Source organism: Achromobacter sp. K91 (assembly GCF_003576205.1).
Classification (GTDB): Bacteria; Pseudomonadota; Gammaproteobacteria; order Burkholderiales; family Burkholderiaceae_B; genus Achromobacter; species Achromobacter aegrifaciens.
In genome coordinates this window covers 212,927-227,564 of sequence record NZ_QWFB01000012.1, presented here as the reverse complement: position 1 = coordinate 227,564, position 14,638 = coordinate 212,927, and the positions used below count along the sequence as shown (strand labels likewise).

At 66.2% G+C, this 14,638-nt stretch carries 18 protein-coding genes and 1 tRNA gene; 7 read left to right on the top strand and 12 right to left on the bottom strand.

All coding sequences use genetic code 11. The features are described 5' to 3' along the window. Positions 1-95: 95 nt before the first annotated feature. A complete protein-coding gene (locus tag DXK93_RS03365; protein ID WP_054456075.1) occupies positions 96-1,001 on the top strand; it encodes a LysR family transcriptional regulator in 906 nt (301 codons plus the stop codon). Here the strand turns inward: DXK93_RS03365 and DXK93_RS03360 are convergent. After that, positions 998-1,396 carry a RidA family protein gene (locus DXK93_RS03360; RefSeq protein ID WP_054456073.1) on the bottom strand — a complete coding sequence of 133 codons (399 nt, stop codon included), beginning with the start codon at positions 1,394-1,396 and terminating at the stop codon, positions 998-1,000. The genes DXK93_RS03365 and DXK93_RS03360 overlap by 4 nt on opposite strands. A gap of 63 nt (positions 1,397-1,459) precedes the next feature. Then, positions 1,460-2,650 (bottom strand): MFS transporter, encoded by a 1,191-nt coding sequence (locus DXK93_RS03355; RefSeq protein ID WP_119449348.1) that lies wholly within the window; start codon positions 2,648-2,650, stop codon positions 1,460-1,462. A 92-nt stretch (positions 2,651-2,742) separates the two neighbouring features. On the opposite strand from DXK93_RS03355, the gene DXK93_RS03350 reads away from it, so the two are divergent. The 4 genes from DXK93_RS03350 to DXK93_RS32255 all read left to right on the top strand — a co-directional run bounded on the left by DXK93_RS03350 (position 2,743) and on the right by DXK93_RS32255 (position 5,836). Continuing rightward, on the top strand, positions 2,743-3,327 hold the full coding sequence (locus DXK93_RS03350) for a TetR/AcrR family transcriptional regulator (RefSeq protein ID WP_119449347.1): 585 nt from the start codon (positions 2,743-2,745) through the stop codon (positions 3,325-3,327). A 117-nt stretch (positions 3,328-3,444) separates the two neighbouring features. Next, complete coding sequence (locus DXK93_RS03345; protein WP_119449346.1) at positions 3,445-4,887, top strand: MFS transporter; 1,443 nt, start codon at positions 3,445-3,447, stop codon at positions 4,885-4,887. Between the two features lie 94 nt (positions 4,888-4,981). After that, complete coding sequence (locus DXK93_RS03340; RefSeq protein ID WP_059373681.1) at positions 4,982-5,290, top strand: hypothetical protein; 309 nt, start codon at positions 4,982-4,984, stop codon at positions 5,288-5,290. 339 nt (positions 5,291-5,629) lie between these two features. After that, positions 5,630-5,836, top strand: coding sequence for a hypothetical protein (locus DXK93_RS32255; RefSeq protein ID WP_225590306.1), 207 nt, complete (start codon positions 5,630-5,632; stop codon positions 5,834-5,836). A gap of 1 nt (position 5,837) precedes the next feature. On the opposite strand, the gene DXK93_RS03330 is transcribed toward DXK93_RS32255, so the two are convergent. After that, positions 5,838-7,487, bottom strand: coding sequence for an intermembrane transport protein PqiB (locus DXK93_RS03330; RefSeq protein ID WP_054456064.1), 1,650 nt, complete (start codon positions 7,485-7,487; stop codon positions 5,838-5,840). Positions 7,488-7,663: 176 nt separating this feature from the next. Here DXK93_RS03330 and DXK93_RS03325 point away from each other — a divergent pair, with 176 nt between their 5' ends. Continuing rightward, positions 7,664-8,149 carry a GNAT family N-acetyltransferase gene (locus DXK93_RS03325; RefSeq protein WP_119449344.1) on the top strand — a complete coding sequence of 162 codons (486 nt, stop codon included), beginning with the start codon at positions 7,664-7,666 and terminating at the stop codon, positions 8,147-8,149. A gap of 21 nt (positions 8,150-8,170) precedes the next feature. On the opposite strand, the gene DXK93_RS03320 is transcribed toward DXK93_RS03325, so the two are convergent. The 9 genes from DXK93_RS03320 to DXK93_RS03280 all read right to left on the bottom strand — a co-directional run bounded on the left by DXK93_RS03320 (position 8,171) and on the right by DXK93_RS03280 (position 13,388). After that, on the bottom strand, positions 8,171-8,479 hold the full coding sequence (locus DXK93_RS03320; RefSeq protein ID WP_054456059.1) for a hypothetical protein: 309 nt from the start codon (positions 8,477-8,479) through the stop codon (positions 8,171-8,173). 66 nt (positions 8,480-8,545) lie between these two features. Further along, complete coding sequence (gene kdsA / locus DXK93_RS03315; RefSeq protein WP_054456057.1) at positions 8,546-9,403, bottom strand: 3-deoxy-8-phosphooctulonate synthase; 858 nt, start codon at positions 9,401-9,403, stop codon at positions 8,546-8,548. A gap of 93 nt (positions 9,404-9,496) precedes the next feature. Then, positions 9,497-10,060 carry a cytochrome b gene (locus DXK93_RS03310; protein WP_119449343.1) on the bottom strand — a complete coding sequence of 188 codons (564 nt, stop codon included), beginning with the start codon at positions 10,058-10,060 and terminating at the stop codon, positions 9,497-9,499. A 77-nt stretch (positions 10,061-10,137) separates the two neighbouring features. Beyond that, positions 10,138-10,827, bottom strand: a complete 690-nt coding sequence (locus tag DXK93_RS03305) for an MgtC/SapB family protein (RefSeq protein ID WP_054456053.1) — start codon at positions 10,825-10,827, stop codon at positions 10,138-10,140. A 51-nt stretch (positions 10,828-10,878) separates the two neighbouring features. Then, positions 10,879-11,592 carry an aquaporin Z gene (gene aqpZ / locus DXK93_RS03300; RefSeq protein WP_054456051.1) on the bottom strand — a complete coding sequence of 238 codons (714 nt, stop codon included), beginning with the start codon at positions 11,590-11,592 and terminating at the stop codon, positions 10,879-10,881. A 260-nt stretch (positions 11,593-11,852) separates the two neighbouring features. Next, positions 11,853-12,245 (bottom strand): VOC family protein, encoded by a 393-nt coding sequence (locus DXK93_RS03295; protein WP_119449342.1) that lies wholly within the window; start codon positions 12,243-12,245, stop codon positions 11,853-11,855. 116 nt (positions 12,246-12,361) lie between these two features. Then, positions 12,362-12,691, bottom strand: a complete 330-nt coding sequence (locus DXK93_RS03290; RefSeq protein ID WP_054456047.1) for a hypothetical protein — start codon at positions 12,689-12,691, stop codon at positions 12,362-12,364. Positions 12,692-12,734: 43 nt separating this feature from the next. Continuing rightward, positions 12,735-13,067, bottom strand: a complete 333-nt coding sequence (locus DXK93_RS03285) for a hypothetical protein (RefSeq protein WP_054456045.1) — start codon at positions 13,065-13,067, stop codon at positions 12,735-12,737. Between the two features lie 234 nt (positions 13,068-13,301). Next, positions 13,302-13,388, bottom strand: a tRNA-Leu gene (locus DXK93_RS03280). A gap of 47 nt (positions 13,389-13,435) precedes the next feature. Here DXK93_RS03280 and dapC point away from each other — a divergent pair. Further along, positions 13,436-14,632, top strand: coding sequence for a succinyldiaminopimelate transaminase (gene dapC / locus DXK93_RS03275; protein ID WP_192352324.1), 1,197 nt, complete (start codon positions 13,436-13,438; stop codon positions 14,630-14,632). The last annotated feature ends 6 nt before the right edge of the window (positions 14,633-14,638 follow it).

Here is a 14,638-nt window from a genome sequence, read left to right as displayed (position 1 = left end):
TCTCGGCATGGCGTATCGGGGAATGGCTGAAGTATGGCGCGGCGGCGGTTCCGCGTGTTTAATCTAGACTTAATCATCCATTAATCCATGCCTGCATGATTACGACTGAAGACCTGCGTTTCTTCCTTAGCCTGGCCGCCACCCGCTCGCTGGCCGAAGCGGCGCGCGCGCTGGATGTCACGCCGCCCGCAGTCACCCAAAGACTGCATACGCTGGAAAAACGGCTGGGGGTCAGGCTGGTCAACCGTTCGGGACGCGGCACCGCGCTGACCGACGAAGGCAGGCTGCTGGCGCTGCGGGCGGAACAGATCTGCGGCGAACTGGGCGACCTGGCCGACGAACTGGCAGGCCGCAGGGGCGTGGTGGCAGGCCATCTGCGCGTGGTCGCGCCGCTAGGATTCGGGCAGCGCTACATCGCTGGGTTGGTCGCCGAGTTCCGCAGCCAAAGCGCGGACGTGACCGCCAGCCTGACGCTATCCGACGGGCCGCCGCGGCTGGCTTCCGATGACTGGGATGTGATGGTTCACATCGGCGAGCTGCGCGATTCGACATTGGTCGCGTACCCGCTGGCGCCCAATCGCCGGATCCTGTGCGCGGCGCCCTCCTACCTGGCGCGCCACGGCGCTCCTGCCAAGCCCGAGGACCTGCGCGGGCACGACTGCATCGCGCTGCGCGAGAACGATGAAGACGTGACCTTGTGGCGCTTCAAGCATGGACGCGGCCCGGCCGTGGGGGTGCGCGTGGCGCCGGTGCTGTCCAGCAATGCCGGGGAAACCGCCGTGGAGTGGGCCCTGGCCGGGCACGGCATCATCGTGCGCTCGGAATGGGATGTGGCCACGCATCTGCAGGCGCGCGCGCTGGTGCCGCTGCTGCCCGGCTGGACCTTGCCGTCGGCCGACGTGGTGGCCCTGGTGAAATCGCGCCAGGAACTGCCCGCGCGCACGGCCGGCTTTCTGGCGCATCTGCGCGCCGCCTTTGCAACGGCGCCCTGGCGCGCCTAGTCGAGCATGGCCTCGGCCTCGATCTCGATCAGCCATTCCGGCAGCGACAGGCCGCTGACGATGATCCACGATGAGGGCGGAGGATCTTTCTTGAAGCGGTCGCGCAGCGCCTGCGCAATGACTTCCTGATCTTCCCTGGCCGTTTCGCAGATGTAGATGCGCAGCATGATCACCTGCGCCAAAGTGCCGCCGGCCGCAGCCAGCACGCGCTCGACATTGTCCAGCGCGGCTTCGGTCTGCTCCTGCAGGCCCGGCCCCGCCGTACGCTCGTTGATGTCGACGCCAACCTGGCCGGACAGCAGCATGCGGCGCTGCCCCGTGACGATGACGGCCTGGCTGAATCCATACTGGACGGTGTTGAACACGGTGTCGGGATTGACGACTGTTCTGGACATGCGGTTCTCCTTGCGGCGCGCCTGGTGAGGGCGCCGGACTCCCCATTCTATCGGCCGGCCTGGTCAGGCGCCGGCGCGACCGGCCACGGGACTGCGTCCCACCGGCATGGCGGCCAGCAGCACGATGGCGCCCGCCCCTACCGCCGTCCAGAATCCCGCGCCCACGCCGTAGTGGTCGACCACCCAGCCCGCCAGCGCCGCGCCCGCCGCGACGCCCGCACCCAGGCCAGTCACCAGCCACGTCAGGCCTTCCGTCAGGCGATGGCCAGGCACGCTGCTTTCCACCAGCGCCATCGCGATGATCATGGTCGGCGCGAACGACAGGCCGGCCAGCAGCACGCCCAGCACCAGGGTCAGCAGATCGTTCACCAGCAGCAGCGGAACCGTGGTGAACGCCGTGACCGCCGCCGCGACCACCAGCAGGCGGGCCAGCGGCACCTGGAACTTCAGTACGCCGAACACCAGGCCGGCCACGCAGGAACCCAGGGCATAGGCGGAAAGCACCAGGCTGGCGCCGGCCGGCATGCCCTGCTGCCGGGCAAAGGCGACGCTCAGGACGTCGATGGTGCCGACGATGACGCCCATGGCGGCCATCATCGCCAGCAGGGACCGCATCGGCGGCATGCGCAACACCGACGCCTGACGCCCTTCCTGCGTAAACCGCACGGCAGGCGCCGTGGCCCGCTGCAGCACGAAGGCCGCGACGCCCACCGCGAGCAGCAGCGCCGCGAACAAGGGGCCGGCCTGCGGAAAGAACAGCGCGCTCAGCCCGACGGCCAGCGGCGGGCCGACGATGAAGCTCAGCTCGTCGGCCACGGACTCCAGCGCGCAGGCAGTGCGCAACTGCGGCTGGTCCCTGAATATCTCGGTCCAGCGCGCGCGTATCATCGCCGGCATGCTGGGCAAGGCGCCAGCCAGCGCGGCGAAGACAAACAGGGTCCACTCGGGCGCATTCCATTGCACGCAGGCCGCCAGGCCAACCAGCCCCGCGACGCACAGGCCCGCGGCTACCGGCAGCACCCTGCCCTGGCCATGGCGGTCCACCAGGCGGGAAATCCGCGGCGCCAGCAAGGCCGTGGCCAGCGCAAACGTGGCGGCGACGGCGCCCGCCAACGCGTAGGACCCGCGAACCTCGGACAGCATGGTGATGATGCCGATGCCGATCATGGGCAAAGGCAGGCGGGCGATGGCGCCGGCCAGGACAAAACCCAGTGCGCCGGGCGCCTGGAACAACTCGCGATACGGATTCGACACCGGAAACCTTTGATTGCCATGGACAGCGGCATCGTATTCACATACGATGCGTATGTCAATTTACATACGTATCGTATGTGCATGGAGAGAGCATGACGCGTTCCCGCGCCGAGATGATCGAAGCCACCCGCGCGAAACTGTTGGCCACGGCCCGGCAAGCCTTCCGCGATGTCGGCTATGCGGCCACGTCCATGGACGACTTCACGGCGGCGGCGGGGTTGACCCGGGGCGCCCTGTACCACCACTTCGGCGACAAGAAGGGCCTGCTCGCCGCCGTGGTCGAACAGATCGACGGCGAAATGGACCAGCGCCTGGCGGCCATCGCAGCGCAGGCGCCCGATGCCTGGTCCGCCTTGCAGGGACGCTGCCGCGCGTATCTGCAGATGGCGGCCGAAACCGAGATCCGGCGCATCGTGCTGCAAGATGCACGGGCGGTGCTGGGCGGGGCGGCGGACGGCTCGCAGCAACACTGCATTGCTTCCCTCGCCGCGCTGTTGCAGACGATGATGGATCAGGACCTGATCGAAGCCGCCGCGCCGCAGGCGCTGGCGCGGCTGATCAACGGCAGCCTGGTCGAAAGTGCCTTCTGGATCGCGCAGGACGCCAAGGACGGCCCGCGTCTGGCGCAGGCCTTGCAGGCGCTGGACCTGCTGTTGCGCGGCTTGCTCAAGCGCTGACCGCCGCCGGGGCGAGGACTGCGGCGCTCGTACACAGCGTTTGCTGTTGCACGCCGGCATGCGTATTATCCAATAAATATCTTGTTTAAATAATTTTTCTCGAAGGCGGAAGACCGCGTGAGCACCGGCACAACCCATGTTTCAAGCGCGTCCTGGGCAGATCTGCTGCATGGGACCAATGCCCTGCGCTCGATCGCGCTGGCGGGCGGGGTGGCGCTGCACGCCATCAACGTCTACATCGTCACCACCATCCTGCCCAGCGTCATCAAGGACATCGGCGGCTTGGAGTATTACGCCTGGAACACCACACTGTTCGTCGTGACCTCCATCGTCGGGTCGGCGCTGTCGGCCAGACTGATCGAAACGCTGGGGCCGCGCGCGGCCTACCTGCTCGCCGTCGCGGTGTTCACCGCAGGTTCCGTGGTGTGCGCGCTGGCGCCGAGCATGCCGGCGCTGCTGGCCGGACGCAGCATCCAGGGCTTGGGTGGCGGCATCCTGTTTGCGCTCAGCTATGCCCTGATCCGCCTGGTATTCGAGGCGCCGCTCTGGTCGCGCGCAATGGCCCTGGTGTCCGGCATGTGGGGCGTCGCCACCCTGTGCGGCCCCGCCATCGGCGGCGTCTTCGCCCAGACCGGGCACTGGCGGCTGGCGTTCTGGGCCTTGTTGCCCGTGGCCGCCGCCCTGGCGGCGATCGTGGCCCTCAAGGTAGGCGGCAAGGAATCGGTTCCGGCCTCGCGGCCAAGCCCGCTGCCCGTGACCACGCTGGGCCTGCTGGTGGCCAGTGTGCTGGCGATCACGCTGGCCAGCCTGTCGACGGACCTGCGCTGGAATCTGGCGGGCATCGCCGCCGGACTGGCGATCGCCGCGCTGATCGCGGCGGTGGACCAGCGCGCCGCAAAGCGGCTGCTGCCGACCGGCGCCTACTCGATAGCCACGCCGCTGGGCGCGCTGTACGCGGTGATGTGCCTGGTGGTAGCGGCTATCACCACCGAAATCTTCGTGCCGTATTTCCTGCAGGTCATCCATGGCATGACACCGCTGGCGGCCGGCTACATGACGGCGGCCATGGCGGCGGGCTGGACCTTGGCCGCCATGCCCAGCGCCACCCGCAGCGGCCCGGCGGCGAATTTCCTGGTGCGCCTGAGTCCCATGGTGATCCTGGCCGCGCTGGCCGCCCTGGCCTATATGACGCCGCGCACGGCGCAACTGCAGTCCTACCCGGGGCTGGCGCTCTATGTGCTGGCGCTGGCCGGCGTGGGCTTCGGCATCGGCCTGAGCTGGCCGCACCTGCTGACGCGCATATTCACCGCGGCGCCTGCCGGCGAAGAAACCTTGACATCTTCGTCCATCACGACGGTGCAGCTTTACGCGACGGCATTGACGGCGGCGCTGGCCGGCGTCATCACCAATAGCGCAGGCCTGGCGGATCCCGGGGGCGTCGCGGGCGCACAGCATGCGGCGCAATGGCTGTTTGCTGCATTCGCGCTGGCGCCGGCCGGCGCCCTGCTGCTGCTCGGGCGCATCACGCGCAGCCATGCGCAGGACGCCATCCAGCAATAGCAGCCAGCCGGGCCCGCCAATTTCCGCCAAAGGCGGTATGGATGGCCCGGGCCGCTTTTGCTACGCTGGACGCTATCTGCAAGGGGTCCTGGCCATGATCAACAGAATCCGCGTGCTGACCGTCCAGCCGTCGTCGTTCTCGGCGCGTTTCGCGTTCCTGGGTATCGCCCTGCGCTGGACTCTGGGCGCAACGCCCCGCCCCAGCCGGCTGCTGATCGGGCCGCACGACCTCGAACCGGTAGGCTCCGAGGCAGCCTTCTGGCAATTCGCCTTGCGGCATGCCGCGACCGGCCGGTCCTTCCTGGTGACGCGCGGCGACCGCTGGGACCTGGCGGCGTCCGTGGACGGCGACGAAGTGCGGGCTTTCGGCCGCAAGTTCGCTTTGCGACAATGCCTGTTCTGATTCGGCCGGCGCGGACGCCTCGCGCGCCCGCCTGCACTGAAAGGAACAGCCATCTCAACGCCCGACACCACCGTCATCCATCTCAACGGCCCGATCAACAGCGGTAAATCCACGGTCGGCGCAGCGCTGGCCGGCCTGCTGCCCGCTGCACGCTTCATCGACGGCGACGATCACGACGCCCCCAGCCATCTGCCATACACCGAGCAATGGGCGCTGGCGCTGGCCCGCCTCACCAGGCTGATCGCCGAGGCGCAGGAGCGTTATCTGGTCATCGCCTACCCTTTGGAGCAGGATAGCTACGAGCAAATCCTGGCTGCGTGCCGGCAACGCGGCGCGTGCTTGCGCGTAGTGACCCTGGCCCCCACGCTTGCGGCCGCGCAATCGGACAGAGGCGGACGGGTATTGACCGATTGGGAGCGGGAGCGCGTCGCGCAGATGTACCGCGAAGGCTATGCCACGCGTCCGTTCAGCGACCTGGTGCTGGACACTTCAGGCACGGATGCGCAAACCAGCGCCCGCCAGATCGCGCAGTGGCTCGCGGCCTAGCCTAGCGCGCCGGCTGGCGCTGATACTGGGCATCGGGAGCGCGGCCGCGCAGCAACGACTCCGGATGCGCTTGCAGATAGTCCGACAGTTCCCGCAGCGACCGGGCCGCCCGCGACAGTTCCTGCAAGACTGCATTGGCATTGACCGGCAGGCCGGCGTCCGGATTCAACACCCCGCCCACGGCAGCCAAGGACTTGCTGGCCTGGCGCAGCATGGCTTGCGCCTCGGGCGCCAGGCGGGTATCGAGCCGCTTCATCAGGCTGGAAGTGGCGCGCAGCAATTGGCCCAGATCGGCGCCCAGGCCTTCGAACGGCACCCTGTCCAGCTTGGTGAGGATACTGTTGATCTGCTGCTGCAACTGATCCAGGTTGTTCGGCACGGTAGGAATGAAGGGATCCTCTTCCATCTTGAACGTCACCGGCTTGGCGTCGGGGAACACCGCCAAGGCGACATATAGCTGCCCGGTCAGCAGATTGCCGATACGCAGTTGCGCGCGCAGGCCCTGCTGGATCAAAGCGGCCAGCAGCTTGCCGCTGGGATGCTGCAGCGTCGAACCCGAGTATTCCTTGATTTCCTCGACCGTCTGCGCGCCCAGGCGTTCGGGGTAGACGGTGGCTCCGACCAGCGCATAGAACTGCTTGATCGCCGGATCGAACTCCAGACGGATCGAGTCCACCTGGCCGATGGACGCGCCATACGCGTCGATGGGCGCGCCGACCACCAGCCCCCGGACCGACTGGTCAAAGCGCATGCGGATGTGCAGCGGCGTGCCATCGGGTTGTGCGCGGGCCGCGCCTTCAGACGAGAAGATGGTGAACTCGGCATCGGCCTTGGCCGCCACATGCGCATGCTGCTCGACGGTGTCGAACGCAACGCCCCCCACGATCACGGACAGCAGCGACTGCGAGCGCACCTGCAGGCCGCGCGCATCAACGCTGAAATCCACGCCGCTGGCATTCCAGAAGCGCGTGGCGCTGTTGACGAAGTCGTCATTGGGTGCGTCGATGAAAACCTGCACGTTGACGCCTTCCCCGCTGCTGTCCAGATGGTAGGCGACCACCTCGCCCACCGCGATGCGGCGGAAGTAGACGGGTGAACCTATGTCCAGCGAACCCAGGTCGTGGGCTTTGAGGGTGAAGCGCTTGCCGGCGCGGTCCTGCTGCACCTCGGGCGGCGTCTCCAGGCCGACGAAGCTGTACTTGGTGGCGCGGGTTTCGGTTTCCTGGCGGAACTGGTCGGACGGGTCCACGCCTATGTAGGCGCCGGAGAACAGGGTGCTCAGGCCCGATACGCCGCTCAGGGTCAGCCTGGGCCGGACCACCCAGAACATCGTCCCTTCCTGCAGCAGGCTGCCGGCGTCCTTGTTGATGCGCACGGTCGCGACGATACCGGAACGGTCCGAGTTCAAGGCCACGCGTTCGACCACGCCGACAACGACTTCCTTGTAGCGGACCTGGGTCTTGCCGGCCTCCAGCCCTTCGGCGGTCTGGAAGCTGATGGTGGCGGTGGGGCCGGCTTCCATCCAGACGCGTACGACCAGCGCCAGTCCGCCCACGGCTGCGATGAGAGGCACCAGCCAGATCCAGGACAGGCGACGCCTTTTACGGCTTGCGGCAGGCGTGCTGGCAACGGCGGACCCAGATTCAGGCATGGGAGATGTCCCCTGTTGTACGCATTGGACTCGAGGGCAGAACGCTTTCAAGAATCGCGCCCGCAGGGTCAGCGCGCAAGTAAGGGTATTCCCGGAATGGACGCGCTGGCCAAAAATGCGCGCCGCCCGATTCACGGGTAGGATAAGGCCCCCAAAAGCCGCAGCAGGAAGTACCCGTGACTATCGAAATTCGCCCCGCCGTCGCCTCGGACGCGGCGCAGATCCATGCCTTCATCACCGAGCTGGCCGTATACGAACGCGCCGCCCATGAAGTGATCGCCAGCCCCGCGGACGTCGAGCGCACCCTGTTCGCCGAGAACGCGCCGGCCAAGGCCCTGATGTGCCTGCTGGACGGCAAAGCCATCGGCTACGCCGTCTACTTCTACAGCTACTCGACCTGGCTGGGCAAGAACGGCATCTATCTGGAAGACCTGTACGTCACGCCGGAGCAGCGCGGCATCGGCGCGGGCCGCGATCTGTTGCGCCATCTGGCGCAAGAGGCGGTGGCCAATGGCTGCGGCCGCCTGGAATGGAGCGTGCTGGACTGGAACACGCCCGCCATCGATTTCTACAAGTCGATCGGCGCGCTGCCGCAGGATGAATGGGTGCGCTACCGGATGGCCGGAGACGCCCTGCTCAATTTCGCCCAGGGCCGGCGCTAGGCGCCTGCCGGGCTGCCCGCATCAGAATTCGGGCAGGTCGAAAAGCGTGTACAAGGTCGAGCTGGGAACCGGCGCGGACGCGAGGTGTTCGCGTCCGTCGTCATCCACCAGCACGCGCACCGGCCGCAACGCCACGCTCATGCCGTCCTGGCTGATGGCGGTTTCGACTTCCACGCCGTCCTTGATGGCCTCGATGACCTCGGATGCCGCCGCCGTCACCGGCTCGGTGACCCAGCCGGGGACGCCGCGTTCTGCCTGGCCCCAGCGCACATAGGCCACGTGCCCGCTGACGGGCTCTTTTCGAACGGCGACGATCACATACAAAGACATCCAGGCCTCCCCAATGTTTGGCCCGGATCGTATAACAACTTTGCGCAGCCGTTATGACCGCGGGATTCAGGGTTCGATGTCGATAGGGGCAAAGGACTTCACCAGGTCGTCCAGCATCTTCAACTGGGTCAGGAAGGGCTCCAGCTTGTCCAGCGGCAAGGCGCTGGGACCGTCGCACTTCGCGTTCTTGGGATCGGGGTGAGCTTCCAGGAACAGGCCGGCCAACCCCACGGCCATGCCCGCGCGCGCCAGTTCGGCCACCTGCTCGCGGCGGCCGCCCGATGCCGCATCCAGCGCCGAGCGCTGCTGCAAGGCATGCGTGACGTCGAAAATGAGCGGCCGGTTGCCGGACACTTTCTTCATCACGCCAAACCCTAGCATGTCTACAACCAGATTGTCATAGCCGAAGCAGGTACCGCGGTCGCATAGGATGAGCTTGTCGTTGCCGGCCTCGGTGAACTTCTCGACGATGTTCAGCATCTGGGTCGGGCTGAGGAACTGCGGCTTCTTGATGTTGATGATGCGCTGCGTCTTGGCCAACGCCACCACCAGGTCCGTTTGCCGCGCCAGGAAGGCCGGCAGCTGCAGGATGTCGACGACCTCGGCCACGGTCGCGGCCTGCCAGGGTTCATGCACGTCGGTGATGACGGGCACGCCGAATTCCTTCTTGACCGCCTCGAAGATCTTCATGCCCTCTTCCAGGCCCGGGCCGCGATAGGAATGGATGGACGAACGGTTGGCCTTGTCGAAGGAAGCCTTGAACACATACGGGATGCCCAGCTTGCGGGTGACGCGCTGGTATTCCTCGCAGGCGCGCAGCGCCAGTTCCTTGGATTCCAGCACGTTGATGCCGCCGAACAGCACGAAGGGGCGGTCGTTCGCGCAGCTGATCGAGGAGGAGATAAACACTTCAGGGGCGGTCATGATGGGTACATCCTGTGGAAGTAAGGCAGTGATAGTGCGTAATGTACAACCTGCCCGGCCCGGCTTTCACGTCCCGCCCTTGCCGCGCGCTCCTCAGCGGCTGGAGAGCATGCGGCGCAGCACGCCGTCACGCAGGACATAGTGGTGGAACAAGCCGGCCAGGGCATGGAGCAGCGCCAGCACGATGATGCACCAGGCCACGGTGTTGTGCAGTCCGCCGATGAAGCGGCGCTGCTCGTGGTCGATGGCGATCAGCGTGGGCACGTCGAACAGGCCGAAGAAGGCGAACGGCTCACCCTGCGCCCAGCGGAACAGAAAGCCCAGCACGATCTGCGCCGCCATCAACAGGTACAGCAATCCGTGTACGCCCGTACTAGCCGTGCGCAGCCAGCCCGTGGCGGCCGGCGGCAGGCGCCTGCCCGCGCTCACGCGCCAGATGGCGCGCAACACGAACACGGCGGCAAACAGCAGGCCGAACGAAATATGCAGGTGCTGCAGCAGGCGCCGCGTGGGCGTGCCGCGCGGCAGGAATTCCCAGATTTCGGCCAGCGCGAACAGGCCCACCACCAGCGCTGCCGTCAGCCAGTGAAACGCGATGCTGACGCGGTCATAGTGCGCCACGCCGGCGGGCCCGGCAGGGGGAATCGTTGTCGTCACGGAATACGCTCATCTTCTTGGAATCGGAGTGCAAGCGTATTGAGATCGGACTTACGGCGTCCTGATTCGGGCCGGCTTCAGGCGTTGCCGGTGTCGGAGGTCCACCTGGCCGAGTAGGTCTGCGGCAGCAGGCTGAGGCTGCCCACCAGTTGCTCCACCCGCTCGTCTTCCTGGCGCATGGAATAGACCACCGCGGTCACTTCGGAGCGGCCGCCGTCGCGCTGCTGGCTTTCCACGCCGCGCAGGCGCAGGCTGTGCTTGCCCAGGGCGTTCAGCAATTCCGCCCGCACCATGGCTTCGTCCGTGGAGGCGCAGGTCAAGGCGATGTTGTAGTAACGCTCTTCGGTTTCCGCATCGGGCACGTAGCGGTCCATCAGCCTGGCGCCGCGCCGCAGCAGCACATTGGTGACCAGGATCAGCGCCGTGACCGCGCTGGCTTCGGCCTGGAAGCCATAGCCGGCAAGTACCCCTACGGCGCCGGTAGCCCAGATGGTGGCCGCGGCGCTCAGGCCGCGTATGGTCAGGCCGTCGCGCATGATCAGGCCCGCACCCAGAAAGCCTATGCCGGTCACGACCTGGCTGCCCAGGCGCATGTCGTTGCCGGCGTCCAGCAGCGCCGGCAAGGCGGTATAGGCGGCCGCGCCCAGCGAGACCAGCGCATGCGTGACCACGCCGGCATAGTTCTGCCGCCATTGGCGCTCGGCGCCGATGGCGGCGCCAAGCAGCATGGCCAGCACAAGATTGATGGCGATTGAAAATTCGTTCATGGGACCAGGATCAGAGACTTGGCCCCATTATCGCCCGGTGCAGCGCCTGGCTCAGCTACGCTCCTGCGCGGGATCGCTGACCAGCCGGTAGGCGATGGCGCCGACGATCGCCCCGACGATGGGCGCGACCCAGAACAGCCACAGCTGCTCCAACGCCCAGCCGCCCACGAACAGCGCGGGGCCGGTGGAACGGGCCGGATTGACCGAGGTGTTCGTCACCGGAATGCTGATCAGGTGAATGAGCGTCAGCGCCAGTCCGATAGGAATCGCCGCGAAGCCGGCCGGCGCGCGCTTGCTGGTCGCCCCCAGGATCACGAAGATGAAGCCAGCGGTCAGCACGACTTCCGTCACCAGCGCGGACACCATCGAGTACTTGCCCGGCGAATAGGCCCCGTAGCCGTTGGCCGCGAAATGGCTGCCCTTCAGATCGAAACCCAGCTTGCCGCTGGCGATGCAGGCCAGCACCGCAGCGGCCACGATCGCGCCCAGGACCTGGGCAATGACGTAAGGCAGGATTTCCTTGGCGGGAAAACGGCCGCCCGCCACCAGGCCTACCGTGACCGCCGGGTTGAAATGCCCACCGGATATATGGCCGACCGCGAACGCCATGGTCAGCACGGTCAGGCCGAAGGCCAGCGCCACGCCTGCGAAACCGATGCCCAGTTCCGGGAAACCGGCGGCCAGCACAGCGGCGCCGCAGCCCCCCAATACCAGCCAGAACGTGCCAAAGAACTCCGCGCCGCAACGCTTGGAAAGCGGATACATGTCGACTCCCGAAAAACGAAAATGCCACGGTATCGCGGGGCGGCGACGGCAACTTCAAAGCAATGTAAATTCTTGACAATTCTTGAGCGCAGCCGGACGCGGACACCCCTGCCGCAACCAAGGTAACGGCGTAGGGCGGACTCGGGGATCGTCCGGACCGGCTAGACGGAAAGGCGCACGCCGCACGGACACCGATGATGCGGGCCGCAGCGGCAGCGTATCGGAGCGCTTGTCCCCGGCCACGGCGACGAGCGGCGTGCCTAGCCCTGCATGGGAGTGCAAAGCTCCACCAACGTGCCGTCCGGACAGCGCACATAGGAAACGACCTGCCCCCAAGGCTTGGAGACAGGCGCGCTCATTTCCGTGGCGCCCGCCGCAAGCGCGCGGGCGTGCGCCGCGGCCAGGTCGTCCGTCACGAAAGCCACTTCCATGCCCAACGGCTCGGCCGACGCCGATGCCGCTACATGGCCGCCGCCGAAGTTGGCGTCGGCCAGTTCATGCGCCGCGAACGACAAGGTGGTTTCGCCGGTGTCCAGTTCGCCGTAAGTCCGGGACTCGTGCAGAAAACGCCTGGCGAAACCGAATGCCTGTTCAAAAAAGGACAGCGATGCGGCGACGTCCGGTACGTAGATGATGGTGTATCCGAATTTCATGGTTCGTCCTGATCGTGGGAAATGGCGCTTTTGCAGGTGCATGCGCCGGAGGCATGATGGGATTGAACCAAATTACTGTTTATTTATCCAGTAAATTATGAAGTACCAAACCTCTCCTACGCCGCCTCTTGGTGTAGCCCGCCGCTGGACCACCGGTCCACGTCGCGGATCAGATACAGCAGGAACTTGGTGTAAGCCACGTCCAGCGCCTGCACCCAGGCGGAGTTGTCGTGGCGGGCGCAGGACGCGCGGATGGCGCAATCCAGCGTTTCCGCCAGATGGCTGACCGTGGTCCCGGACATCCGGAAGCAGATCGGCGCCTGGCAGGAATGCCGGTGGGCATGGCGCAGCGCGCTGTCGCGCGCCTGCGCCGTGGCGTGCGCATCGGCCACGTCCCGCAGCAAGCGGTTCAGGATTTCGCACCAGTCGGCCAACAGCTCATGCACGGCTCACCTCTCAGGGAACACGTCTGCGTCAGGAATCGGAGTACTAGGCGGGGGCGTGCAGCACCGTCACCAGCACGGTCGCGTCGCGCACGGCCTGCAGCGCGTGCGGTTCGTGCGCGGCCAACGCGACGAGCTGGTTTTCGCGCAACTGGCGCACGCCATCGCGCAATGCCAAGCTCACCTCTCCGGCGATGCAATGAATGGTGATTTCGCCCGCCACGGCATGTTGCGGCAGGCCCTTGCCGGCGGGCAGCGCCAATTGCAGCAGTTGCATATGCGCCGTCTTCATCAGGCTGACGCTGACGGCCTCCCCGTGTTCGCGATGCGGGGTGCGTATATCGATGACATCCAGAAATGCAGCGTGCTTGAGCGCCATGGGAGGCTCTCCTTATCGTGCTGTGTACGGGGCTGTTTGAGAGGCTGTTGCGATGCCGGCCAGCGGCAAGCCTCCACCGAAGAGCGCGAAGATATATCAAAAATGCGCTTTCGGCACGGGAGGTTATCCCTAAGCGCAAGGGCGCGCCGGCAAAGGAAAAGCCCCAAGGCATTCAATGCCTTGGGGCTTGCGGGACACTGGTGGCATGAAGCCGGATCAGTGCCTGAATAAGGTTGGTGCGAAGGAGGGGACTCGAACCCCTACACCTGTTACGGCGTCAGGACCTAAACCTGGTGCGTCTACCAATTTCGCCACCTTCGCTATAGGCCAAGCCCGCTATTGTAGCTTGCTTGTTAAAATCTTGCGTCATGAATCCGCGCCTCGATGCCCTACACCCCTATCCGTTCGAAAAACTGCGCGCTTTGCTGGCTTCGGCCAGCCAGCAGCCGGACGGTCTGACGCCCATCAATCTGTCGATCGGCGAGCCCAAACACGCCGCGCCCGCGCGCGTCGAACAGGCCATCCGCGACAGCCTCGCGGGCCTGTCCGTGTACCCGTCCACCAAGGGCGACCCGGCGCTGCGCCGGGCGATCTCGGAGTGGCTGGCGCGGCGCTACAGCATCCCTGCCCCGGATCCGGAAACGCAGGTGCTGCCGGCGCTGGGCTCGCGCGAGGCGCTGTTCGCGTTCACGCAGACCGTCATCGACCCGGCCGCCGGCTCGGTGGTGATCTGCCCCAATCCCTTCTACCAGATCTACGAAGGCGCGGCGCTTCTGGCCGGCGCCACGCCCTACTTCGTCAACGCCGATCCGGTGCGCAATTTCGCCAGCGACTGGAACCAGGTGCCGGACGAAATCTGGAAGAAGACGCGCATGGTGTTCGTCTGCTCGCCGGGCAACCCGGCCGGCAACGTCATGTCGCTGGACGAATGGAAAACGCTGTTCGAACTGTCCGACCGCCACGGCTTCGTGATCGTCTCGGACGAGTGCTATTCGGAAATCTACCTGGACGAAGGCAACCCGCCGCTGGGCGGCCTTCAGGCCGCGCGCCGCCTGGGCCGCGACACCTACCGCAACCTGGTGGCGTTCTCCAGCCTGTCCAAGCGTTCCAACGTGCCCGGCCTGCGTTCGGGCTTCGTGGCGGGCGACGCCGCGCTGATCGGCCGCTTCCTGCTGTATCGCACGTATCATGGCAGCGCCATGAGCCCCATCGTGTCGGCGGCCAGCATCGCCGCCTGGACGGACGAGGCGCACGTGAAGGACAACCGGCGCCTGTACCGCGAAAAATTCGACGCCGTCGTGCCCATCCTCCAGAAGGTGCTGGACGTGTCCCGGCCGCAGGCTTCGTTCTACCTGTGGGCTGCCACGCCCGGTTCGGATACGGCGTTCGCGCGCGACCTTTTTGGCCGTACTGGTGTTACCGTGCTGCCGGGCAGTTTCCTGGCACGCGAGGCGCATGGCGTGAATCCCGGCCAGGGCCGCATCCGCATTGCTCTGGTGGCGCCCTTGGCTGACTGCGTACAGGCAGCCGAGCGCATCGCCCATTTTGTGCATACTTCCGTTTGATCAACC

Bases quoted from the DNA above. Each gene is read 5' to 3' on its own strand.
- kdsA (WP_054456057.1), bottom strand. From the start codon at position 9,403: ATGACCGCCCCTGAAGTGTTTATCTCCTCCTCGATCAGCTGCGCGAAC.
- DXK93_RS03295 (WP_119449342.1), bottom strand. From the start codon at position 12,245: ATGAAATTCGGATACACCATCATCTACGTACCGGACGTCGCCGCATCG.
- DXK93_RS03360 (WP_054456073.1), bottom strand. From the start codon at position 1,396: ATGTCCAGAACAGTCGTCAATCCCGACACCGTGTTCAACACCGTCCAG.
- dapC (WP_192352324.1), top strand. From the start codon at position 13,436: ATGAATCCGCGCCTCGATGCCCTACACCCCTATCCGTTCGAAAAACTG.
- DXK93_RS03350 (WP_119449347.1), top strand. From the start codon at position 2,743: ATGACGCGTTCCCGCGCCGAGATGATCGAAGCCACCCGCGCGAAACTG.
- DXK93_RS03365 (WP_054456075.1), top strand. From the start codon at position 96: ATGATTACGACTGAAGACCTGCGTTTCTTCCTTAGCCTGGCCGCCACC.
- DXK93_RS03340 (WP_059373681.1), top strand. From the start codon at position 4,982: ATGATCAACAGAATCCGCGTGCTGACCGTCCAGCCGTCGTCGTTCTCG.
- aqpZ (WP_054456051.1), bottom strand. From the start codon at position 11,592: ATGTATCCGCTTTCCAAGCGTTGCGGCGCGGAGTTCTTTGGCACGTTC.
- DXK93_RS03285 (WP_054456045.1), bottom strand. From the start codon at position 13,067: ATGGCGCTCAAGCACGCTGCATTTCTGGATGTCATCGATATACGCACC.
- DXK93_RS03305 (WP_054456053.1), bottom strand. From the start codon at position 10,827: ATGAACGAATTTTCAATCGCCATCAATCTTGTGCTGGCCATGCTGCTT.
- DXK93_RS03330 (WP_054456064.1), bottom strand. From the start codon at position 7,487: ATGCCTGAATCTGGGTCCGCCGTTGCCAGCACGCCTGCCGCAAGCCGT.
- DXK93_RS03320 (WP_054456059.1), bottom strand. From the start codon at position 8,479: ATGTCTTTGTATGTGATCGTCGCCGTTCGAAAAGAGCCCGTCAGCGGG.